This window comes from Chryseobacterium wanjuense (assembly GCF_900111495.1).
Taxonomy (GTDB): Bacteria; Bacteroidota; Bacteroidia; order Flavobacteriales; family Weeksellaceae; genus Chryseobacterium; species Chryseobacterium wanjuense.
The window spans coordinates 261,412-286,042 of record NZ_FOIU01000003.1 but is presented as its reverse complement, the minus strand read 5'-3'; the positions used below and the strand labels follow the sequence as shown (position 1 = coordinate 286,042).

Sequence of the window (24,631 nt, the reverse complement as noted above, 5' to 3'; positions counted from 1 at the left end):
AGCATTTAAAAACAAAACACACCAACCAACCAAAATCTTAAGGCTATGTTTCAGGATGACAATACGCCAAAAATACCTTCCTCAGCAGCAAAACCTTCCATGACAAAACAATTGGGAGAAATGAAAGAGGTGGCAAAAAATCAGGCGCTCGGCAAGGCGACGGAAAAAATTCAGCAGAAAACAAAGGGAACTGTTCAGAAGACCACTCAAAAACTGGCTCAGGCTCAGGCTTACACCGGAGTTGTTCAGGGGGCTTCCAATATGCTGATGAATCAAAAATTACAGCCCAATTCGCCCACCTTGGTAGAAGACAAAGTCTGGTCACAGCAGCCGACTTCAAAAATACACAATGCAAAAGCAATTCCCGAAAGCCAGATTCAGGGCATCAACCGTGTCGTGAAGCTCGATATTGTGGTGGAAGGAAAAACGGTAAAGCATTTCAAACATTTTCAGTTAAAGCAAAGTGCAACCAGACATCATGAATTCAGCCTGATGTTGGCTCATGATACCCTGGGAAGCGCGGAAAATCATAACCTTGAGGAAGCACAGAACTTTCTGGGAAAAAGAATTACGGTTATTTTCAAATATAAAGACGTAGAAGACGGCCCTGAAAGAAGTTTCGTGGGCGTCATCACAGAAGTGGGTTTCAGCCAGGAAAAAGGAAGTCTTGGAAATATTGTGCTTACAGGATCGAGCCCGACAGTTCTCCTTGATGCCGCACCGCATATTCAGAGTTTTGGGGGCGGACAGGAAATCAGCTTAAACAGCATCGCAGATCAGGTCATCAAAGAAGGTCTCGGACAAGGCAGATTCGATTTCAGGGTCGATGCACAGCACGGAAATGTTTCCTACAGCTCTCAATACGAAGAAACGCATTACAATTATCTGGCAAGAATGGCGGAAGCGTATGGCGAACAGTTTTATTATGACGGTGAAGTGCTGCATTTCGGGAAACTTCCCCCTCAGGAAAAACCTGTGAAACTAACCTATGGAAGCAGTGTGAATGATGTTAAAATCAGGATGAAAGCACAACACGTTAATCCAAGTTTCTACGGCTACAACAGCAGTAAAAATGAAAAATTAACCACCGGAAGTTCAAAAATTTCCCATACTTCAGATATTGCAAAACGGGCATATGAAATTTCAGAAAAAACATTTACAACTCCTTCACTGAGAGTGGCACCCATCAAAGCCGCCTCTTTCATGGATGTGGAAACTTCTCAGAAAGGAACGGCCGGAAGTAAGGCTTCTGATGTTTTTGTCACTTCAGGAACAACGACGGTTCCGTTTTTATATCCGGGTTGTATCGCAGATATCGAAATGCGAAAAAATGACAGTAATGAAACGTCATATTTTACCAAATTAATGATCACGGAAGTGAATCACGAGGTGGATGCAAGAGGTTATTATACAGGGACTTTTGATGCGATTGCTTCTGATACGGGCTTCATCCCACGTCCTGAATTTCAGACTCCGAAAGCAGATTCTCAGTTTGCAAAGGTAATTTCAAACACAGATCCTTTAAATCAGGGGAGAGTTCAGGTGCAGTTTGACTGGCAAAACGGTTCTACCACAACGGAATACATTCGTGTAATGACTCCTGATGGCGGTGGAAGTGAAAAAGTAAGTAAAAATCGTGGTTTTATGGCGATTCCTGAAGTTGGCGACCAGGTTGTCGTGAATTTCGCGCATCAGCATCCCGACAGACCTTTCGTAATGGGAGGTATGTTCCACGGCGGTGTTGGCGGTGGCGGCGGAGCCGGAAATAATATTAAAAGTTTAAGCAGCAAAAGCGGTCATACCATCAGTCTCGACGACGGTGGAGGAATGACTGTAAGAGATAAAGATCAAAATTCTGTTTTTCTTGACGGAGCCGGAAATATCAGTGTAGACAGTAAGATTTCAATCACATTGACTTGCGGAAGCAGCTCGATTTTCCTTGATAAAGATGGAAATATCGTGATTAAAGGTAAAGAAATCATGGTTCAGGGTGATAATATCGGTGTTGGCGGTACAGCCAGTGTAGGAATAGGTGTTGGTCCGGAAGGTGGAGATCCTACCTCAGGAATCGGTATTGAATCGACGACTTTGGATGTCGGAACAACCACACTTTCAATGGGAGCCAAAACCGAAGCAAATCTCAGCAGTGCAAAAATTAACATCGGAGGGGGAAGCGAAACCAATATCGTAAGCGGAACCGTGAAATTGAATTAAATTTCCAATTATCTATAATTTGATATTTAATAAAAACCTTTATAGTCTTTGTTAAGCAGAGCACCTTTTTGAGACTAAAAGAGTTAGTAATAAAAAAATCTTCGTGAAGCTTAGTGTTAAAAAATAAGTAGTAACCAAGGTTCAAAATAACATAAAAAAAACTGATGAATCCTGTAGATCTGGAGTTGGTAAAATTAAAAAGACAGTGGCAGAACGTCGTTTCCAAAAACGGGGAAAAGCCGATGTTGATCTGTTTGGGAGAAAAGCATGAGACCGATCTTTTTGACGGATTTATAAAATCAAGATTGTCTGAAGATTACGACGGTGAGGATGTTTTTTTAGTTCATTATCAGGAATTTAACGGGATGGATTCTTTCGGACAGGCATTATTTGATGAATGGAAAGAATATTATGAAATGCTCGAAAAAAGCGAAAAAAATATTCCGCAATGGGAATTGAATATTTCCGATGAAAAGTTTAAAACAGATGCCTACAAAGCATTTTTTCCTTTATTGGAATTAAAAAAGAATTTTCCTAATATTCAGAATTCGAAGATCTTTTTATACATCGCTCCGGTCAGAATTAATGACAGTAAAGAATTGTCCATCTGGGTAAAAGAATGGTGCGAAATCTGCGAAAAATCAGGAAATCAGGACATCAAACTGGTTTGGGCAGAGCATCATAGCTATAAAACTTTACCGGAAAATGCTTCGGCTCACAGCTTCAGGGTTGAAGTGGATATTCATCAGCTGATGCAGAACACCGCTGCGCATACGAATCGAAAGAAAAATAGTGCAGATACGGATTTTCAGCAGCAGATTCTTACGGCAAGCAATCATTTAAGCAAAGGAAGGTTCAAGGAAGCCGAATTTGCCTTAAAAACGGCCGTAAAATTAGCCAAAGAACAAAAAAACAAACAAGGCGAAATCTCTGCCTACTTCATGCTGACGCAGGCTTACATCGCCGATAAGAAGAAGGAAAGAGCAGAAGATACCTATCGAACCATATTTGAAGAGGTAGAACCGGATACTCCGTTGGAAGTTCAGATGTATATGAATTACGGGAGTTATTTATTAGGAAATTCAAAAAAATCAAGGGCGGAAAAAGCATTCGAAAAAGCGGCTGAAGTTGCACAGAAAATTGGAGAATATGCAATGGCCATCGAATGTTACAAAATTATCGGAACATTGAATGATACGGTTCTTACAAAAGATAAAATGATCGAGTATTTCGAAAAATGTATGGATATAGCAAAACTAATGGAGCCTTCCACAAGGGAATCAAGCAGTCTGAAATTTGTAGCATCCATGCTTTTTATTAAATATGAAGGAGACAACGACAAAAAAACAGTATTAGATAACGAAATGAAAAATTATTTTGGGGATGACTGGAAAGTAAGTGTTGAAAAGCCAAAATATAGTTAAATCTGAAAAATCTTAATGGTTCAAAGAAAATTTGCATTAAAAATGTAACACACCAAATCTCAAACTAAAATATCATGGCAGATCAAAATAAAATAAAAAAAATAAAGGTTGCAAAGCCAGATATGAATCCGGACAGGTCGCTGAGTGTTTCCGCGGATGTTACTTCGTTCAGTAAAGAAAAAACAACTCAAGGCTGGAAAAACGGAATGAAAAATAATTTCGACTCCCTAAATCCTGTTTCAATGGTAAAATCCGTAGCTGGAGGAGACGGCGGAGAATCAAAATCGAGCGGAGGAGGTGGAGGCGGAACTTCCGTATCTGCAGAAAATACGGCACCGCAAAGTAAGGTTAAATTAATCAAGGTTAATACACCGGCTATTTCTCCAACCGCCATTCAGCATACGAGCAAACATTTTGATATTGTACTGGCGATCGATATCCACTGGACTCTGATTCCGCCGCCGCCGTCATTTATGCTGATTCCGCTGCCGTTGCCACACCCTTTTATCGGGATCGTTTTTGATGTGATGGATTATATCAAATTCAGCATTCCGGTTCCGCAATTTATAAGAAATTTAAAACCAGACCTTCCGGAAAGTATTCCGATGGGAGGTTCAATATATGTTCACGGAAGACATAAAGCGACCACTACCACAAGTGTGATGGGCGTTGTCATTCCTTTCAAGCACGTCACTTCTTTGATTCCTGTTTATATGATTCCTTTTCCACAGGAAGCTCCACATGAAGGCGAAGTATATTATGGTGCGCAAACCGTTTTGGGACAGGGAAGTAAAATGAGCGGAAATCAGCCACAGCAGGTTCTGACTTGTATGGGGCTGCCTTTTGGGATGACCATGCTTCCTGCAATGCCAAACAAACCGAAGAAAAATCCGTTGGCTTATTTTGCTTTTTATAATAATTTTTCAAGTTTATATATTCAGATCAATACGGGAGGTCCTGTTTTGGTGGGTGGAGCTTTTGTTCCTCACGTGTACACGCCGGGCGAAATGCTGATGCGTTTTGCAGGAATGGCTTTAATGAGAGGCTTAACGAAAAGTTTAGGAAAAGGGGTTACAAAGTTTAATCACTTTTTACAGGGAAAATTCGGGAAAACGAATCCTGTTTCACGAGTTTTATGTAAAGTGGGTCTGGAACCTGTGAATTTCGCTTCCGGAGCCATGTTGTTTGAGTGGGACGATTTTGAGATTGAAGCCGGAACTTCCCTTCAATGGACAAATGTTTGGTACAGCGACAGGCCTTATCAGCACGGAATGTTAGGAAACGGAATTTTCAATGCACACGATTTGTATATCGTTCCGGATGAGGAAGATGAGGTGGCAGTGTGGGTTCATCCTGAAGAGTTGCAGCCGATGCCAATTCCCGTTCCGCCGGTTGGTGAGGAGTTAACCTATTACAGAAGTCAGAAAATCTGGCAGTATCGTCCGAATAGTAGTATCTGGATCATCAGAAAAGGAACGGATATTTATACCTATAAGCGTTTTCATCATATCACGGAAGGCAGTATTTTTAAAGTAATTCAAATTGAATACGGAGACGGCACGATCAGGGAATACGAATATCAGGGTCGAAATATTGTTTTAAAAAATATTAAAGATGTTAAAAGTGGTTTCAGCATAGAAACCGTGCTTCATCCTGAGCTTAAAAAAGTTTCGGAAGTATATTATTGCTATAAAAATAAAAGAGATCTTCAGGTTCGTTACAATTATGATGAACGTGGAAATCTTACTCATGTCTGGGATATTCACAAAAAAGCAATCGTTTTTGAATATGATGATCAAAACAGGGTGATCAAAAGAACCAACAGAAACGAAATGAGCTATCATTGGGAATATGACAAAAAAGACAGGGTAGTTCATACCAAAGGTCTGGAAGGCTTTATGGAAGGTTTTTTAAAGTATAATGAAGAGGAAGGCTACACTGAAGTCATTTATCCGAAACAAAATAATAAAACCGAAAGATATTATTATGATGAAGATCTTTTGGTTTATAAGCAAATTGACGGCGAAGGCGGTGAAACCTGGTTCGATTATACTTCCCACAACGAATTGAAAATGATAGGAACCCCGGAAGGAAGAGTTCAGGGCTATACTTATGATGAAATGGGAAATATTAAAACTTTTCATACCCCGGACGGAGAAGAATATCATTATCAACATAATGAGCTGGGGCAGATAATTGCCCGTTTTTCACCATCAGGAACTTCGGAAAGCTGGAGTTATGATGAAATGGGGAGAATTACAAATTATACCGATCCCAACGGAGAAATGGTAGCTTACGAGTATAATGAAAATGAAAGACTTGCAAAAAGTGCTTCAAAACAGAATGTTACTACACATTATGAGTATAATCAAAGGTTACAGATCACAAAACTGACCAGCAGTATCGGCACCGAACAGTACTGGAAATACGATGACTACGGAAGACTATTGGCTTTCAGTAAGCAACCTTTAAACAGGACAGTCTGGAACAGGGATAAAATGGGAAGAATAACCGAAGTAAACGAACAGGGACAATTGCCATTGAAACTTCGCTATGACGCCTATGACCTTCCGGTTTATGCAACCGATGGAAAAGCAGAATGGCTGATGAGCTACACCCCGATGGGAAGCCTGAAGCGCCAGGTTCGGAGAAATGCCTTAACTTATAAAAAAGAGGAAACCCTGGTTTTCGGGTATGATGCTTATGAAAATCTGATGAGTATTACCAATCAAAAAGGAGAAATTTATTATTTTGAAAGAGATAATAATGGCAATATTATCGGTGAAACGGGATTTGATGGCCAGCAAAAGTTTTTTGTAAGAAATAAAGACGGAATGGTTACCCAAAGCCGTACTCAGAATGGAAAAGATATCTTTTATGAATATGATCTTGCCGGAAGACTTACCCAGACCCATTATCCGGACGGAACCTGGGAAGCCTATCAGTATGATACTTACGGAATGCTCATTAAAGCTGATAATGAAATCAGCAGCGTAAGTTTCCAGAGAAATAAATCTGGGTTTGTAACCGCTGAAAAGCAAGGCGATCATTCTATTAATTATGAATATGATGATTTAGGAAATCTTGTAGGTTTAAAAAGCAGTTTGGGAGCAGAAATCGACTATTCTTACAACGATCTTGGACAGCTTAATTATGTAAAAGCCATAACAAAAGGAATTCACCAGCCTTGGCAGATGAATCTTGATATCAGCAGAAACGGACAGTTATTTTCCCGTGAAATGACAGGTGGCATTGAAAGTATTTTCGAGTGCGACCATACCGGAATGCCGGTCAGCCAGAAAGTAATGGTTAATAAAACCGGTACAGCTTTCCATAAAGACTATCATTGGGCTTCAGGTAGTCGGTTGCTGCAGGTTTTAGACAGAGTGATGGGCAGCAGGACAAGATTTGATTATGATGCTTTTGGAAGCCTGGTAGCTGCAGAATATTCCAATGGAGAAATTCAGTACAAAAATCCTGATGAAATAGGCTGTTTGTATGAAAGTGCAAGACAAAACGACCGTGTTTACGACAAAGGCGGAAAGCTGATGCGTGACAAAAACTGGTTCTACCATTACGACAATGAAGGAAATTTATTGTTAAAAAGCAAAAGATCGATTAATAATATTAAACCAAATCAAAAAGAAGAAGAAAACAATTCTCATCCTTATTACAGATCCATTGCCGCTGAATGGTTGATGAAGCCGAAACTGCAGGAAGTAGATCATTTGCCGGATGTTTATGAAAATACTCCTTCCGAAATTCAAGATCCGGAATGGGAATCCGGAGACTGGGCTTATTTCTGGAATGCTAACGGAATGCTTGCAAAAGTAAAGCGACCGGACGGAAAAGAAATAAGTTTTGAATATGATGCGATCGGCAGACGAATTTCAAAAATTGGAAACAAAAAAATAACTCGTTATATTTGGGACGGAAATATTCTTTTACACGAATGGAGTTATGATATTAAAGAAGAACCAAAAACTTTTGTAGATGATGAAGGAAAAGTGATTATTCAGAAAGAACCCACAGATAATGTGGTGACATGGGTGTATGAGGCAGATTCTTTTGTTCCAAGAGCTAAAATTTTTAATGATAAAAAATATACGATCATCTCAGATTATATCGGAAATCCTATTCAGGGTTTTGATGAAAACGGGGTGTTGATCTGGGAACGGGAGCTCAGTATTTATGGTGATATCAAAAAAGAAAAAGGAGAGAATAATTTTATGCCTTTCCGCTACCAGGGACAATATTATGATGAAGAAACAGAGCTTTGCTACAACAGATTCAGATATTATGACGTTAAAAGCGGAAATTATATAAGTCAGGATCCTATTGGTTTGAAGGGCGGTCTCCCGAATTTTTACGGGTACGTCGTAGATCCTAATAAATATACGGACGTTTTTGGGCTCGAGCATCATGACCTGGATGCGGAACTTGTGAGAGGAGGAAAAACTATTTTTTCGGATGAGTATATCAGCGGAGGAGAAAAAGGTGGCGGAAGACTGAATCAGCAGGAAGCCTTGCTTACCCATACGGAAAGAAAATTCCTGAAAGATATAGACGGAATGGTAAAACCCGGAGATCACCTCAAAATGACGGGAGAATTGAATCCATGTCGTCCCGGCTGTCAGCCTGCGATCCGTGATTTTGTCCATGCAAAAGGTGTTACGGCAGAGTATACGGCTTCTTCTACAGGAAAAATCTACAAATGGGAAAGGCTCGACAACAGGTTTGTACTGCAGACAGAAATTGATGCAAAAGGTAATGCAACAACATACAAATACAATATTCTTAAAAGAAAAAGAACAAAATATAAATAATGGACAAATTCAAAAATTTAAAGCTGGAAGACGATGTAGTAACCGGTAAATACAACTATTACGATGGGGAAGTGGATGTAGAATTCGACCTTGAAGAGGATGATACTGAAATGGACGACTTTTCAGAACTTATCTCAGATGCAAACAACTGGATCGAAAACCTGACACAGGAAAACCTGAATGAGTTGAAAACCAAAATAGCCAAAGAACTTACCGATTCGGCATATTCAGACTCAGATTACAAACCAACCGAAAAAGATTACAAAGATCTGGAAAATGAACTTACACTTACTGATGTTCGTTTCTTCCCTGATCAGGTTATTTCCTTAGTTTTTAAGGCTAAAAAAGAATATCCCGATATGGATATTTATTGCCAGATTGATAATGAATTTCAGGTAGAAGATTTATTTGTAGAATAATCATTTTTGATTACTTTAAAATTTATACCAAAATCACATTCATCATTAATTATAGATAAAATGCTGATGAACGAAAAAAATGAATAGATTGAAACCATTTAAAGATTTAAAATTAATATATAATGTTGTCATCGGGAAATATGATTTTCTCGAAAACGGGGTGAATGTAGAATTTGATATTGAAGATTCATACACTCAGATGGAAGATTTTACAGAATTGATCTCAGATTCTGAAAAATGGATCAGGAAATTTTCAAACGAAACCTTAGGTGAGTTAAAAAGCAAAATATCCAAAGATTTAATAGATTCAGCTTATACGGATTCGAATTATCAACCTGTTGAAAAGGATTATAAAAATTTAGAAAAACAAATGAAGCTTACGGAAATCCGATTCCTTCCGGAGACGGTCATTTCTTTGGTTTTTAAAGCTAAAAAAGAATATCCTGATAAGGAAATCTATTGCCAGATCAGTGAAAAATTTGAAATTGAAGATCTCTTTGTAGATTAAAAAAACGGAAGGGAAAAGTTAATATATGTTATAAAAAGTTGACCAAAAAAGAATTTTATTATCTTTAAGTAAGGAAAATAAAATCAATTAAAGTATGGAAGCCTACAACTTTGAAACAACGATTAAACCCTTTTTTTGGGTAGCCTCAGAAAAAACTTTTTCAGTATGTTTGAATGCAGGATCTTACAAACCCGAAATTTTCGAATGGCGAAAAAATGAAGGTTTTGAAGGCAACGGATACGATTGGACATCATTGGCAAAGGTTTTTTTGAACGAGAAAAAATCCGGTTTGTCAGGAGATATCAAATTCGATCCCGAAGCAGATATGTTTTGTGCCTATTCCTCAAATCCTGAAAGCCTGAAAGAGTTTGTCTTGGACTTTAAAAAAGCTTGTGAAGACGAAATGCTGATCCAGGATTTATTTTCTAAAGCTGAATTGGATTAAAATTTTTTAAAATAATTAAAAACTGGTGACCGAATTCTCGGTCACCAGTTTTTTTTTGTAATAGTATTGAATTGAGAGTTTAAGATGAAAATTTTAATACAACATTTTACCAAAAGGCTTTCCTACATATTAATTCATTGAAGGATTTTTACAAAATAATACGACGAGTTTTGTCGCTTTGCAGTTATATTTTTGCATTACATTAACAGAAAAGACAAATTATCACATTAAATGTCATTAATAAATCTTTTTATAGTGAAGTAAAAAAGGTAATTTTGCGAAAAATTTTAAACAAACTATTAACCATAATAAACACGGGTTATGAATAAATTCTACACAGGTGCACTTTTCTTGTGCACAATTCTGAGTACATCTGCTCAGGAAGTAGTCTGGCAGAAAGACATTAAATCCTCGACTCAAGATTTTTTAAGTCAGGTTACCACAACCATCGATCAGCAATATCTCATTACAGGAAGCTCGATTCAGGCTGGAGGCCAGAAGATGGGAGCTGGAAGTAAGCAGAATAACGGTTATGACTATCATTTTATAAAATTAAACCAGCAAGGAGAAGAAGTCTGGGAGAAATATTTCTCAGGGCAGAATCATGATTTCCTGTCAGCAACAGTGGCTACTCAGGAAGGTGGATTTTTAGCGGCAGGAACTTCTTATTCAGGAAAAGGATTGGATAAAAAAGACGAATCCAAAGGAGGATCAGACTTTTGGCTGATTAGACTCAATGAATTTGGAGATGAATTGTGGCAGAAAACCATTGGCGGAGCTTCTGATGAAGAAGCAAGAGCTGTTATTCAAACCACAGATTTCGGATTTTTTGTGGCCGGATCCTTCGTCTCCGCTCAGGACTCTAAAATGAAGGGTTACGGATCGAAAGATGTTCTCATTGTAAGGCTTGATAAAAACGGAAAAGAATTATCACAACTTGTTTTAGGAGGAAAAGGACTCGATGAAGTTGAAAAAATGATTCCAACAAAGGATGGTGGCGCTTTATTGGGAATATATTCAAGGAGTTCCGAGTTTCGTGGTTCGGGTTCAGAAGTTCAAAGTTCAGACAGTAAAACCTCGAATCCCGCATCCCGTTATCCAAAATCGACCAACAATTTCGGTGAAGGCGATTACTGGATCATTAAACTTTCAAAAGACGGAAAAGTAGAATGGGAAAAGAACTTTGGAGGAAAAGGTGATGATCATTTGAGAACCTTGGCTCTAACATCAACAGGATATTTAATCGGAGGAGAATCAAGATCGGAAAGGTCTGGAAATAAATCTGTAGGAATCGAAGAAGGAACAGACTTATGGTTGATTTCCCTCGATGAAAGAGGAGAAGAAATCTGGCAGAAATCTTACAATTTCAAAAACAGGGATGTTTTGATGGGAATGAGTGTGATAAGCGGGATGATGGAAGATGGAAGCGGGAAGTCTAAAGGGATTTTGTTAGGAGGCTATACTCAGGCAGAAGGAAGGATTGAAAATGACGATGAAACTTTTTGGATGTTATATCTTGATCAAAATGGTAATGAGCAGTGGAGAAAACATGTAAAGGGAGAATCGAGAAAGAAGGAGGAAAGATTGTCTGATATAAAATTAAACAGAGACGGTTCGATCATCCTTGCAGGAACCAGTGCAGAGGAATTAGGAAAAGAAAACTGGAAGATTGTAAAATTGGGAGATAAGCAGATTGATCAGTTGATTGAAAAACAGGATATTAAGATCTATCCGAATCCAGTATCAGATTATGCTTATGTGGAAATCGAATTTGATTTTAAAGAAGCTGATATTTTGATGTATGATATGTCGGGAAGACAATTGCAAAGTTTGAAAACCAAGAATAAGGTAACGAAAATGAATACTCAGAATTTGATTCAGGGAGCTTATCTCATCACTATAAAAACTGATACAAATAAAACGGCGAATGCTAAACTTATAAAGAAATAGAATACAAAAATGAGAATTAAATATAAAATGTTTCTGTTCTTGCCTTTATTGATAGGAACAATATATAAGGGACAGATAAATTTACTTGATAAACAAATGCAAAGTGTTGCTACACCGGAAGTAGCAAGCTTAATGAAGTATAGTGATTTTCCATCATTGGGTTATATAGGAAAGACAGATATATCTATTCCGATATATAATATTAATTTCGGAAAAATTAAATTACCTCTAGGGCTTTCTTATAATACTAAAGGAAATAAAGTTGCTGATATTGCAACATCAGTTGGTTTAGGCTGGAGCTTAAATGCAGGCGGGAATCTTACTGTAAAAGTCAATGACATGAATGACTTTACGGAGTCATATACTTATTACACAACTGCAACTTTTGAACCTGAACTATCACTAGAATGGTATAGACAATCAAAGGGATATTTGACAAAGGAATATTCTATGCTAGTAAATAATAATAACTATGGACTTTGTATTAACACTAAAATTGGAGCAAATGATGATTTCTTTGTAGATGCAGCACCCGATTTTTATTATATTAATGCCCCTGGTTTTAATGATAAATTTTATTTAACAAAAATTAATGATACGCAATTTAAGGCCAATTTTTTTAATTCTACTAATGCCAAACTTAATAATACATTAAATCTTATACCTAGAATAAATTGTGCAGGCTTTGAGAGTACCGGTTTTGGTAACAAAGGGAGAGCCGGTGTTTATTATCAAGTTGATGAATTTGAAATTATAGGTGAAAATGGATATATATATACATTTAATGATTTTGAATCAGCTAGATTGAGAGAATATCCACAAACTATAATAAGTCATGATGCTTTTCAGATAAACAATTGGTACCTAACAAAGATTAAAGATCCATATTCTGGAAGAGAAATGAATTTTGAATATGAAAGTTACACAAATAATTATGAACATCCATCTTTGACGACCTTAGGAGATGTTAATTTTGGAAATTATCCTATGTCCTATAATTATGAATTAGGAAGGATGGGTTCTAATTTTGTATATCCCGCTGTTTTTAATAAAGTTACTACCTCTCAACTATATCCAAAAAGAATAAAAAAAATAACAACAGATGAAGAAGTTGTTGACTTTCAATATTCTTTTAACAGAATTGATTATCCAGGAAATGGATTGACAAATATCCAGGTAAAAAATAAAAATGGTACTATCATTAAACAAACGGATTTCAGTTACGATTATTTTAATTCTGTAAATTGCTCTTCTGGGGATTATGAATGCAAACGGTTGAAATTAAACTCGATTACAGATTCTAGTCTAGGAACTTATAGATTCTACTATGATGCCAACAGTTTTCCTCCTAGAAATTCTTCAAAAGTTGACTTTTTAGGATATTATAATAACAATGACTCAGATATTGTCTTTTCAAAAGATAATTTTCATGAAGATCAGTACAATTATTATCCAGGAACTAAAATTTATTTTTATCCAGATCTTGTAAGGGATCAACTTTTGCCTTTTCAATTAATAAATAAAGGAACATATGCAACGACATCTGGTGTGGATAGATCCGCAAAAACTATTTCCAAGCTAGGATTACTAAAAAGATTGATTTATCCGACTGGAGGTTCTGTAGAATTGAGTTATGAAAATGATGATTTTATATATGAAGGAGAGAAGTATATACTTGGAAGTACTAGAATTAGCAAGATGAAATTATATGATTCACAGAATATTGTGAGCAAAGAAATTAACTATAAATATGTCAACGAGGATAATAAATCGTCAGGACAAATTAATTTTATTAAAACTCCTGCAAATTCAGCACATACTGAAATTTCTTCAGGAATAGGTTTTAGTACTGACGCCATTGTAGGTTATTCAAGAATTATTGAAGAGGTTGCTGGGAAAGGTTATGTAGAAAGAAAGTATAGTAATTTCAATGATTATCCAGACAAATTTATGACCTCTGATTATAACTTCACTGATCAAGGAACAAGAAACTTTTTAAAATTCCTAAAATTTCCAAGTTCATATGTTCAGTCTTTCGATGAAAGAAGAGGAAAACCTACAGTTGAAAATTATTACAAGGAAGGTATTATTGATCCAATAAAAAAAATAAAATATTCATACAATTATCAGGTAAAAGATTCTTTAAAGGTTCAAAAGGTATTTACCTCCTATGATAACTATACTCACGATGCTACACATAACTATACCGCTTCAAACTATTTATTGAGATACTTTAACAACACCAGCTCTAATACCAAAGAAGATTTCTTTTCAGGCAACAATATAAAGGAAGAAAATTTTTACAGTTATGATGATACAAGATTAACTTATAAAAAAACTGTCTCAAGCGGAGATACCACTGAAGAGTACTATAGAAATGCCAAAGACAAATCTATACAGAAATTAATTGATGTTAATATTTTAGATAAACCTGTTGAAGTAGAAAAGAAGAAGAATGGAAAGACATTAAGCAAACAAGAAGTTAAATATGAGAACACTTCCAATATATTTCCAAGTTCTGAGTTGTCATATGACCTGAGTACAAACTTAATGGGAACAGAAGTTACTTATGATAAATATGACTCTAAAGGTAATTTATTACAATACACAACAAAAAATAATATCCCCGTAACGGTTATTTGGGGGTACAGACAAAGCCAGCCGATAGCAAAAATCGAAGGAGCTAATTACACTCAGATTATACAGGCTTTTGGTTTGAATACAAATGATAATAATGCTTACTTGGATTTAGACATTGTTAAGAAATCTGATTTACATTTTGATGATACTACTGAGTCTGAGCTAATTTCAAAACTCAACGATTTTAGAAATAAACCAGCGTTAAAAGATTTTACTATAACGACATACACTCATACTCCTCTTATTGGTGTTAAAAGCATTACATCTGCATCGGGAAATAAGGAAGGTTATAAATATGATACAGCCAACAGATTAGAAAAAGTTTCAGATATTGAAAATAAAACAGTAAAAGAGTATAAATATAATTACGCCCCAGTTATTTATTACAATAATGAAAAACAACAAGCTTTTATGACTAATAATTGTGCTCCTGGAACTCTTCCAGCATCAGGTACATATACTGTGTCTATCGGTAAATACTCATCTACAATAAGTCAGGCAGATGCTGATCAGAAAGCTCAAAATGATATTAATACTAATGGTCAAAATTATGTCAATTCACACTTTAATTGTACTCCATACGTTTGTACAATAACGCCTACATATCTTGCTGACATATATTATTCTTCATTCCAGGAAATTTCAACCAATCATATTAAGGCAATTTTGAGTCTTCCATTAACTAACTCTAGTGGTGGGGCTGCTCCAAATTGGTCTAATGGCGTTTTAATCGGAACTTTAGATACCTTATGTCGACCTAATTCTTACAAAAGCATTAGTGTATCCACAACCAATGGCTCGTGGAATGTATCAATATCACCAAGTGGAGGTGTAACGCTAATGTCTACAAGCAGTAGTAATCCTTCAGGTTCTACAACGTTAAATTTTGAATACGATAAATAAAAAACAGATCATGAAAAAAATACTTATCCCGGTGAGTGCTTTATTTGTAGCAGGTTTAGTCCAAGCACAATTAAGCCCGACCGAAAATTACGTTTATACAAAGACATATCTCTCCGACCCCACACTCTCAAACCCTAAAACTTCAGAAACCGTACAATATTTTGATGGTTTGGGAAGACCTAAACAGGTAGTCAATGTCAAAGCATCCCCACAAGGAAAGGATGTGGTAACCCATATCGAATATGACGGATTCGGGAGACAGGTAAAGGATTATCTTCCTGTTCCCCAGTCATCTACCTTGAACGGAGCTATTGTTCCTAATCCCTTATCCAATGCACCCAATACACCTTATGGAACAGAAAAGATCTATGCGGAAAAACTATTGGAAAACTCTCCACTGGATCGTATTTTAAGCCAGAAACAAGTAGGAAACGATTGGTCGAATAAACCCGTTCAATTTGGATATGATGCCAATACAGTGGCAGATAATGTACGAAAATTTACCACTGTTACGACTTGGGAAAATGGCGCAACAAAATCTGTTTTGGGAGAAAACTGGCTATATACAGATGCACAATTGTACAAAAATACGGTAATCGATGAAGACGGAAATAAAACCATTGAATTTAAAAATGGTAAAGGTCAGGTTGTCATGGTTCGGAAAGTAGTCAATGATACGGAGAATGCCGATACTTATTATGTTTATAATGAATATGATCAACTAGCATTTGTCATTCCACCATTGGCAAGTATTCGTGGAGATATTGTTCCCAATACTGTAAAGCATGATGAATTATGCTACCAGTACCGTTACGACGGGAGAAACAGGCTGGTTGAAAAGAAGCTTCCCGGTAAAGGCTGGGAATATATGCTGTATGACAAGCAGGATCGATTAGTGGCTACTCAGGATACAGAATTGAAAAATAAAGGACAGTGGCTGTATACGAAGTATGATCAGTTTGGAAGAGTTGCCATTACGGGAATTGGAACAGGATACCAGAGAAGTGTGGAGCAGGTTACGGTTGACAGCTTTGGATCAAATAATGTTACCAGAATCAATACTCCTTTTTTTAACAGACAGGGAATTGATGTATATTATAATAATCCTGATGGAAGTTATCCTAATTCTTCCAATTGGATCACTTTATTGTCCTTAAACTATTATGACTCTTATCCCGGATATAGTTTTAATCCCACTTTTCCTACAAGTATTTTAGGAGAACCAACATTGACCGAAACACCCACAACGGAAGGATTAAGTACCAAAAGCCTTCCTGTAATGAGTTTGGTTAAAAACATTGAAGATGATAACTGGACAAAAAACTACAGCTATTACGACAAAAAAGGAAGAGTTATCGGAACATATTCCATCAACCATTTGGGTGGATATACCAAAACGGAATCTAAACTGGATTTTGCCGGAGTTCCGCTGAACACCAATACTTATCATCTAAGAAAACAAGGAGAAATTGGAGTAACTGTAAAAGAACGTTTTGTGTATGATACCCAGAACAGGTTGCTGCAGCATTATCACCAGGTAGATAGTAAACCGGAAGAGCTTCTGGCAGAGAATTCTTATAATGAATTGTCGCAACTAACTAATAAAAAGGTTGGAAACAATCTTCAGAGTATAGATTACAATTATAATATTCGTGGGTGGCTGACGGATATTAATAAAGACCAGATGAGTATGTCTGATTTGGGAGGAAAGTTGTTCTCCTATAAAATCAAGTACACCCAAAAAGATGGAATCGATAATCCGGATTCGGCACAGTTTCCAGGGAAAAATGTTGTTCCGAGATACAACGGGAATATAGCCGAGGTAGACTGGAGGACTTCTGAATTCAATTCTTCATTGACACCGAAGAGATACGGCTATGTGTATGATAAGCAGAACAGACTTACCGCGGGCTACTATCAAAATCCGAATAATCCATACAATAAAGAAAGTACAGAGTCTTTATCTTATGATTTGAACGGAAATATAACAAGTCTTTACAGAACTTCTATTCCCGAATTTGGAAATACAACGGCCACTATGATTGATAATCTGGAATATATTTATGATTCCGGAAACCAAGTAGCAAGGATCAATGATCATTCCCAGAATACTTCAGGATATGAAGGTGGTGGCGGTACCATCCATTATGATGTGAACGGGAATATGGATATAATGCCCGATAAGAATATCAATAAAATCACCTATAACTTCCTGAATCTTCCTAAAAAAATAGAATATACAGGAGCATCAATAGGCATCGATTATCTGTACAATGCGGGAGGAATTAAGCTTCAGAAGAAATCCCCAAGAACAGAATGTGGAATTATCAACTGTAATACCTTTATAGACGTTACAGATTATCTGGACGGCTTCCAATATCTGTCAAATGTAACCTCGGGCTCCGGGGGTGGCGGAGATCCTGAGATGCGTAGTTTTTCTGAAAACTCTTCAAGAGCAATGGAAATACAGGCGTATTCTGTGGAAAACTTAAATATGACAAATACACTAACAACCTTAGGAGCCAAAACACCTGATCTGCAGTTTTTCCCTACGACAGAAGGATTTTATGATTATAAAAAAGATCTGTATATTTACCAGTATCAAGATCACTTAGGAAATGTAAGAGTAAGCTTTACAAGAACCAATGCAGGAGTATTGGAAGTGATGGACAATAATGATTTTTATCCTTTCGGAATGAATCATTTTGGAACAGGAAGTGCAATGTTTGGCCCGGGAAGTTATAAGAACTATAAGTACAATGGCAAGGAACTCCAAGAGACTGGAATGTATGATTATGGGGCGAGATTTTACATGGCAGACATTGGAAGGTGGGGTGTTGTGGATCCTCTGGCTGAGCAATACAGAAAATGGTCACCTTATAACTATGTAATGGACAATCCTTTGAGATTTATTGATCCAGATGGGCGTGGTACCGAAAGTACCCATACAGATAAATTTGGAAATGTTGTTGCAGTTTATAAGGATGGAGATTTAGGGGTTTATCGTCATGATGGTAATGCTAAAGAAACCCAACAGGAACTTAATCAAAACTACTCAAAAGATAATACTTCGGGAGGTGGGGAAAGAATGGGAAGAACACTTGTTTGGAATTCATTTACTCAGTTTGATGGGAATGGAGCACCGGCAGGTAAAATAAATTTTGGCTCTTACCAAGCAAGAGAGTGGCTGAAAAACTTTAGTAGTGAAATTTCTAAAGACCTTGAAAACAATTTCGGGATAGGATTCGCTACAAGACAGAATTATGCTCTTAATGGTGGAAATGGGGATAAATATGATTATAAGACGCAAAATGGTGGCGGGTTATATGCCGGTTCACAAATAGCAGACGGGGTATACGTTTCAGCTAGAGATGTTGGAAATTTTGCAGCAGGCAGAGCGGCTGCAATAACAGGACAAAATAAAATGGATTTCATGCTGAATGCAGGAGGGTTTAACATATCGGGTAATAGTAAAATGGGGCTTATATTTAACAATTCACACTGGAAAAGTGAAGCCCAAAAAGCAGGCTTTCCAACTTATGGAGAAGACTTTAATTCAAATTTATTTCAGCGTTTGGGCTATGAAAATGTAACGACAGCTGAAGGAATAATCAAAAAAAGCAAAATAATATGGGGAGATCGAAAATAAAAAATGTCTGTCTGCTTTTACCATTATTGCTATCTATTATAGCATGTGGACATCCTGATTTCGATAAATTGGGAGGCACCGGATTTTCTTATCAAATAAGTGCGGGCAAAACAGATATAGTACGTGTTAGATTTACTACTGATGAAGGAGCGCCTTCAATTCAGCTTTTTGATACGAAAGGAAATCTTAAAGAAGAAGCTACCATTGCTCCTTATAGTGGGTTAGGGTTGACAGCAATGAAAAATGACACCATACAAATGACCTATTTTGTTGGAGAGAACGACCAAATGTTTTTATCATGGTTCAAGAAAAACAAATATAATCCTACTCGCATAGGCAATTACTCGATTCGCTATAACTATAAAGTACGAAATGTATATTTTATGGATCAAGATCCAGTACAAGTAGATTCATTGTATATTGATAAGAACACACAAATGATGTCTTTGTTTTTAAAACAAAAATTAATTGCTAAAAAACCGATGTATTTATTTAGAGTTAAGTCTTCTGAAATAACACTTTATGACCCATCAAGCGAATCAAATATACCCTATATATTTGCAGACAATGAGGGTATTGTTGAGGAATATCTTAAAGAAATTCTTGCTTTGTATTAACTTTTAATATTCCTCTGGTTGGCTCCGCTTGTATTGGTAGATAAACAAAACCCACCGCAAAGAGGTGGGTTTTGTATTATAGCACAGACACATTTTTATTAAAAAAAACCTTTAAACTTGTTGCTTAGCATATATTTTTTGAATGATTTTTAAAATCTTAGTTTCATCTCATCTAACTACGTATAACGAGTTTCTATTTGAAAGACTTTGATTTCAATACCATCTTCAAGCTGATGCTAGCGTTCATTCGTGACAGATAATAAATTACATTTCAACAATATATTTAAATAAGCTTTAATGCTTAAAAAAACTCACTCCAACCCCAAACTTTTCCACCATCACCAAACAAACACCACTTTTTCTTATATTTGTTCTTTATGGAAAATATGGACGCGACACAAGATAAAAGATTATTTCTCATCGATGCTTATGCGATGATTTTCAGGGGATATTATGCATTGATCAGGAATCCAAGGCTTACCAGCAAAGGAGTGGATACTTCTGCGATCTTCGGGTTTACCAATTCTTTGATCGAATTGATCAGAAGGGAAAAACCTACCCATCTGGCGGTGGTTTTTGATGTCGGACAGGCGAGCGTAAGAACAGATGATTTCTCAGATTATAAAGCCAATCGAAGCGAAACTCCAGAAGCTATTAAAGTTGCCATTCCATATATTCATAGGATTTTGGAAGCGATGCATATCCCGATTTTAGGGGTTGAAGGGTACGAAGCGGATGACGTGATCGGAACCATCGCCTGCAAAGCTGAAAAGGAGGGCTATACGACGTTCATGGTGACGCCGGATAAAGATTTTGCCCAGCTTGTAACCGATAAAATTAAAATTTATAAACCGGGCTTAAAGGGCGGAGATATCGAAATTTTAGGTGTTGAAGAAGTTAAGGCTAAATATGAAATTGAAGATCCAAAACAGGTTATCGATTTCTTAGCAATGATGGGAGATGCCGTTGATAATATTCCAGGATTGGAGGGAGTTGGCGAAAAAACGGCCATGAAATTCCTGAAAGAATTCGGAAGCATCGAAAATCTTTTGGCTAATACCGATCAACTAAAAGGTAAGCTTAAAGAAAAAGTGGAAGCTTCGGCAGAACGCGGAATTTTATCTAAAAAACTGGCAACGATTATCTGTGATGCCCCGATTGAATTTCATCAGGAGCAATATGATCTGGAAATTCCTGATTTTGAGAAAGTAAAAGAAGTTTTTGATGAAATCGAATTCCGAAGATTGTACGAAAATCTTTACCGTGCTTTCGCTCCGGCTGCTACAGGAACAGTTGTGGTCGCTGAAGTTGAAGTGACGGTTACCGAGACTCAGACTCCGCAGCAGAAGGTAGCTCAGGCGGTCGGACAGCTTGATCTTTTTGCGACTTATGAGGAATTGGAGCAGGCAACTTCCACAAAATCAACGATTGAGCACAATGATCATTTGTATCAGTTCGTCAACAATCCGAAAGCTCAGAAAATTTTAGTTGATAATTTATTAAAGCAAAAAGTGGTTTGTTTTGATACGGAAACGACCTCTCTGAATGAGCTTGAAGCAGAATTGGTGGGAATGAGTTTTTCCTATAAAAAAGGGTTGGCGTACTACATTCCTTTGTCGGAGGATAAAGGTGAAGTGTTGCAGACTTTGGAAATTTTCAAACCGTTTTTCGAGAAGGAAGATTTGATAAAAGTCGCTCATAATTTAAAATTCGATTATAAAATCCTGAAACAGTATGACATCACCGTAAAAGGAGCAATGTTTGACACGATGATCGCGCATTACCTTTTAAATCCGGACGGGAGACACGGAATGGATTATCTTTCAGAGATTTATCTTAATTATAAACCGGTTTCCATTGAAACAATTATTGGTAAGAAAGGAAAAAAACAAGGCAACTTCAGAGATGCGGATTTAAGGACTCAAACGGATTACGCAGCGGAAGATGCAGACGTAACCTTCCAGTTGTACGAATTGTTTGCCCCTCAATTAAAAAAGGAAAATTTAGAAGATTTATTCTTTACCATAGAAATGCCTTTAATGGAAGTTTTAGCTAAAATGGAATTGGCCGGAATTTCTCTTGATGAAAAGTGGCTGGCTCAGGAAAGTGTCGATTTGGAGAATGATTTAAAGCAATTGGAATCGAAAATCTTTGAACTTTCCGGAGAGGAATTCAACATGAATTCTCCAAAACAATTGGGTGAAATCTTGTTTGAAAAAATGCAGCTCGACCCGAAAGCGAAAAAGACAAAAACAGGTCAGTACGCCACTTCGGAAGATGTGCTTCAAAAATTAGCCTCAAAACACGAAATTATCAAGCATATTCTTGAATACAGAACGTATCAGAAATTGAAATCAACCTACGTCGATGCTTTGCCGTCGCAGATTGAAAAAACGGACAACCGTGTTCATACCAATTTCTCCCAAACTACGGCTGCAACAGGTCGTTTGGCGAGTGTAAACCCGAATTTGCAGAACATTCCGATCAGGACATTGAGAGGGCAACAGATTCGCGGGGCGTTTGTTTCTGCAGAAGGGAAAAAGATCATTTCTGCCGATTATTCGCAGATCGAACTTCGCTTAATTGCTGAAATTTCCGGGGAAGATAATATGATTAAAGCCTTCCAGAACGGGGAAGATATTCACGCTTCTACGGCGGCGAAATTATTTAAAATTCCTTTGGAAGAGGTATCAAAAACGCAGAGAAGTCAGGCGAAAACGGTAAACTTTGGAATTATTTATGGTCAGGGAGCTTTTGCTTTGGCCGAGCAGACCGGTTTATCCAGAACGGAAGCCAAACAAATGATCGAAGCTTATTTTGAAACCTATCCAAAACTGAAGGAATACATGGCGGAACAGGTAAATAAAGCTCGTCAAATAGGTTATGTGGAGACTATTTTAGGCAGAAAACGTCATTTAAAAGATATTAATTCCAATAATTTTGTGGTAAGAGGTCACGCCGAAAGAAACGCTGTCAATGCCCCTGTTCAGGGAAGTGCGGCAGATGTTGTGAAAATGGCGATGATTAAAATTCAGAAAGAACTGGAAAAAGAAAAACTGCAGACAAAAATGTTGCTTCAGGTGCATGACGAATTGATTTTTGAAGCCCCGATTGAAGAAGTGGAAGTCGCTTCAAACATCATTAAAATCGAAATGGAAAGCGCAATTGAAACGCAGGTTCCGTTATTGGTGGAAGTTGGAGTAGGGAATAACTGGCTGGAAGCGCATTAATTTATAGGGGGGGTAGTAAAATATTATAGAAATTCAATAGATGCTTCGAGAGGCTCAGCATGATACTGGCAATTCAATTCGTATATTAATTCTTAACAATAGATTTAGCAGTTAGTATTAGCGGTGTCATGCTGAACGGAGTCGAAGCATCCATTATCTTATAACATTCAGAATATTAACAAAAAAAATAAAAATAAAAAACTTTCACTTCATGTGAAGGTTTTTTTTGTTTTCATAAAAATATAATTCATTAAATATTAAAATAATTATTCAAAATAAGAATATTAATTAAAAATAATTTTTAATCATAAAGATCACGTTTTCAATATTTTTTGTCGCTTTGAAAAAAAATATTATGTTTGTACGAATTTAAAAAACAACACAAATGAGACTTCTGAAAATTGCACTATTACTTGTGCTTTGCTTATCAGCGTTGTCTGCGATTGTTATAACTTGTAATTTTTACTGTTAACCAACGAAAAGGTTGACATTTTGAGTATATTCCTCTATAGTGGGATGTTATTGGTTTTTGATAGAAACTTCCGCTATATGCGGAAGTTTTGATTATTTATTATTTACAATTTTAAAAATATTTTAAGCACTATATTCGATCCCGCCGACATAAACCAAAGAAAATAAATCATCTTCCACAGAGACAGGCTTAGGAATTTGTCCTCTGTTCAGAAAAATAATAGAATTGATATTCATATCAAGATTAAGCTCATTGAGTCTGTTGATTAAAATAGGAAGCCATTGTTCTGCAAAAGAATATTCTGCAAATTTTTCGTAGATCGTTCTGTTTCCGTCTTCAAAACCATATTCTACAAAATCATGATCCAGCCAGATCGTGTCCTGCGATTCTGCAAATTTTGAAATATATTTTTCATCAGATTCTTCTTCCATGTAGAAATTTTCATCTTCTTCCACAAATTCATAAAAATCTTCCTCGCTGTTGAAATTTCCTACCCAGAAATCTAGTGTATCTGTATTCATTTATTTTTTTTAAAATTTAAAAATTACTTGAAAAATCAAAGGTATGACAATATTTTAAGCGAAGAAATCTCTCAATTTATTTAAAAGAACAATTTGTTCAGAAATATGTTTAGTACTCAATTCAGGATTTATGATAACGTGATTTAATGTATTTAAAAAATTTTGAGCCTTGGTTTTACCTTCCTGCTCTTCAATTATTTTAGCAATTTGAATAGTTCTTATTTTGGAAATCTCACCACGGCTTTCCAGCATGGTGTTCCATTGATCCAAATGTTTGGAAAGATGATTGGTTTTGTTTACACTATCAAGATATGCAACGGTTTCTAAAACCCTTTCCTGATCAAAATATAGCTCAGGTTTTTGTAAATAATATTCCAGATATTGATTTAAATATTCAATGGTTTTGGGTGTGTTGTAAAATGCAAGTACCACTGCGTACACATCTCCGGCGTAGCATACTTCACTTTTAAGCAAATGAATTCCGATGATATCTATTTGATTCTCATAGTTTTTTATTGCAGAAAAATAAGCTCCTACGGTTCTGGTTCTCCAGTTAAAATCTCCCAGAAGTGCTAATACAACTTCTTCTGTTATCTCATCTTTATGATGTTTAATATAATCGATCCATGAATTATCGTGAGGATTTCTGATCTTCATGTATAAAGGAAGCACCCATTTATTGATAAATTCCTGGCTTAGCTGAAATTGATTTTTATAAGTTTCCAAATGATTAAAAACAGAAGCATGTCTTACCGTTGCTCCTGCTGAATGTAAATTCATTTCATTTTGTAAATCATTGTTCATTTTTAATTT

General features: G+C 36.5%; 13 protein-coding genes. 11 read left to right on the top strand and 2 right to left on the bottom strand.

Going from position 1 to position 24,631, the window contains the following annotated elements; all coding sequences use genetic code 11:
• Positions 1-45 precede the first annotated feature (45 nt).
• From BMX24_RS17730 to polA, 11 genes are all read left to right on the top strand, one after another.
• Positions 46-2,214, top strand: a complete 2,169-nt coding sequence (locus BMX24_RS17730; RefSeq protein WP_089795152.1) for a type VI secretion system Vgr family protein — start codon at positions 46-48, stop codon at positions 2,212-2,214.
• A 164-nt stretch (positions 2,215-2,378) separates the two neighbouring features.
• Entirely contained in the window at positions 2,379-3,638 is a 1,260-nt protein-coding gene (locus tag BMX24_RS17725; protein ID WP_089795150.1) for a tetratricopeptide repeat protein, read from the top strand.
• Between the two features lie 74 nt (positions 3,639-3,712).
• Complete coding sequence (locus tag BMX24_RS17720) at positions 3,713-8,464, top strand: RHS repeat-associated core domain-containing protein (RefSeq protein WP_139176890.1); 4,752 nt, start codon at positions 3,713-3,715, stop codon at positions 8,462-8,464.
• Positions 8,464-8,883 carry a hypothetical protein gene (locus BMX24_RS17715; protein ID WP_089795148.1) on the top strand — a complete coding sequence of 140 codons (420 nt, stop codon included), beginning with the start codon at positions 8,464-8,466 and terminating at the stop codon, positions 8,881-8,883. The genes BMX24_RS17720 and BMX24_RS17715 overlap by 1 nt, the downstream gene beginning before the upstream one ends.
• A gap of 79 nt (positions 8,884-8,962) precedes the next feature.
• The gene (locus BMX24_RS17710) at positions 8,963-9,391 is read left to right on the top strand and encodes a hypothetical protein (protein WP_089795146.1); all 429 of its coding nucleotides are present in this window, start codon (positions 8,963-8,965) and stop codon (positions 9,389-9,391) included.
• 94 nt (positions 9,392-9,485) lie between these two features.
• Entirely contained in the window at positions 9,486-9,836 is a 351-nt protein-coding gene (locus BMX24_RS17705) for an immunity 51 family protein (protein ID WP_089795145.1), read from the top strand.
• A gap of 321 nt (positions 9,837-10,157) precedes the next feature.
• Positions 10,158-11,786 (top strand): T9SS type A sorting domain-containing protein, encoded by a 1,629-nt coding sequence (locus BMX24_RS17700; RefSeq protein ID WP_089795143.1) that lies wholly within the window; start codon positions 10,158-10,160, stop codon positions 11,784-11,786.
• Positions 11,787-11,795: 9 nt separating this feature from the next.
• Positions 11,796-15,329: a DUF5977 domain-containing protein gene (locus BMX24_RS17695; protein WP_089795141.1), complete on the top strand. Its 3,534-nt coding sequence runs from the start codon at positions 11,796-11,798 to the stop codon at positions 15,327-15,329.
• A gap of 10 nt (positions 15,330-15,339) precedes the next feature.
• Positions 15,340-18,978, top strand: a complete 3,639-nt coding sequence (locus tag BMX24_RS17690; RefSeq protein ID WP_089795139.1) for a DUF6443 domain-containing protein — start codon at positions 15,340-15,342, stop codon at positions 18,976-18,978.
• Positions 18,960-19,595: a hypothetical protein gene (locus tag BMX24_RS17685; protein WP_139176888.1), complete on the top strand. Its 636-nt coding sequence runs from the start codon at positions 18,960-18,962 to the stop codon at positions 19,593-19,595. The genes BMX24_RS17690 and BMX24_RS17685 overlap by 19 nt, the downstream gene beginning before the upstream one ends.
• A 386-nt stretch (positions 19,596-19,981) precedes the next feature.
• The gene (polA, locus tag BMX24_RS17680; protein WP_089795465.1) at positions 19,982-22,825 is read left to right on the top strand and encodes a DNA polymerase I; all 2,844 of its coding nucleotides are present in this window, start codon (positions 19,982-19,984) and stop codon (positions 22,823-22,825) included.
• 594 nt (positions 22,826-23,419) lie between these two features.
• On the opposite strand, the gene BMX24_RS17675 is transcribed toward polA, so the two are convergent.
• Positions 23,420-23,818, bottom strand: coding sequence for an immunity 22 family protein (locus BMX24_RS17675; protein ID WP_089795135.1), 399 nt, complete (start codon positions 23,816-23,818; stop codon positions 23,420-23,422).
• Positions 23,819-23,872: 54 nt separating this feature from the next.
• Positions 23,873-24,622 (bottom strand): DUF6000 family protein, encoded by a 750-nt coding sequence (locus BMX24_RS17670; protein WP_139176886.1) that lies wholly within the window; start codon positions 24,620-24,622, stop codon positions 23,873-23,875.
• Positions 24,623-24,631: the final 9 nt, after the last annotated feature.

Bases quoted from the DNA above. Each gene is read 5' to 3' on its own strand.
- BMX24_RS17730 (WP_089795152.1), top strand. From the start codon at position 46: ATGTTTCAGGATGACAATACGCCAAAAATACCTTCCTCAGCAGCAAAA.
- BMX24_RS17725 (WP_089795150.1), top strand. From the start codon at position 2,379: ATGAATCCTGTAGATCTGGAGTTGGTAAAATTAAAAAGACAGTGGCAG.
- BMX24_RS17720 (WP_139176890.1), top strand. From the start codon at position 3,713: ATGGCAGATCAAAATAAAATAAAAAAAATAAAGGTTGCAAAGCCAGAT.
- BMX24_RS17715 (WP_089795148.1), top strand. From the start codon at position 8,464: ATGGACAAATTCAAAAATTTAAAGCTGGAAGACGATGTAGTAACCGGT.
- BMX24_RS17710 (WP_089795146.1), top strand. From the start codon at position 8,963: ATGAATAGATTGAAACCATTTAAAGATTTAAAATTAATATATAATGTT.
- BMX24_RS17705 (WP_089795145.1), top strand. From the start codon at position 9,486: ATGGAAGCCTACAACTTTGAAACAACGATTAAACCCTTTTTTTGGGTA.
- BMX24_RS17700 (WP_089795143.1), top strand. From the start codon at position 10,158: ATGAATAAATTCTACACAGGTGCACTTTTCTTGTGCACAATTCTGAGT.
- BMX24_RS17695 (WP_089795141.1), top strand. From the start codon at position 11,796: ATGAGAATTAAATATAAAATGTTTCTGTTCTTGCCTTTATTGATAGGA.
- BMX24_RS17690 (WP_089795139.1), top strand. From the start codon at position 15,340: ATGAAAAAAATACTTATCCCGGTGAGTGCTTTATTTGTAGCAGGTTTA.
- BMX24_RS17685 (WP_139176888.1), top strand. From the start codon at position 18,960: ATGGGGAGATCGAAAATAAAAAATGTCTGTCTGCTTTTACCATTATTG.
- polA (WP_089795465.1), top strand. From the start codon at position 19,982: ATGGACGCGACACAAGATAAAAGATTATTTCTCATCGATGCTTATGCG.
- BMX24_RS17675 (WP_089795135.1), bottom strand. From the start codon at position 23,818: ATGAATACAGATACACTAGATTTCTGGGTAGGAAATTTCAACAGCGAG.
- BMX24_RS17670 (WP_139176886.1), bottom strand. From the start codon at position 24,622: ATGAACAATGATTTACAAAATGAAATGAATTTACATTCAGCAGGAGCA.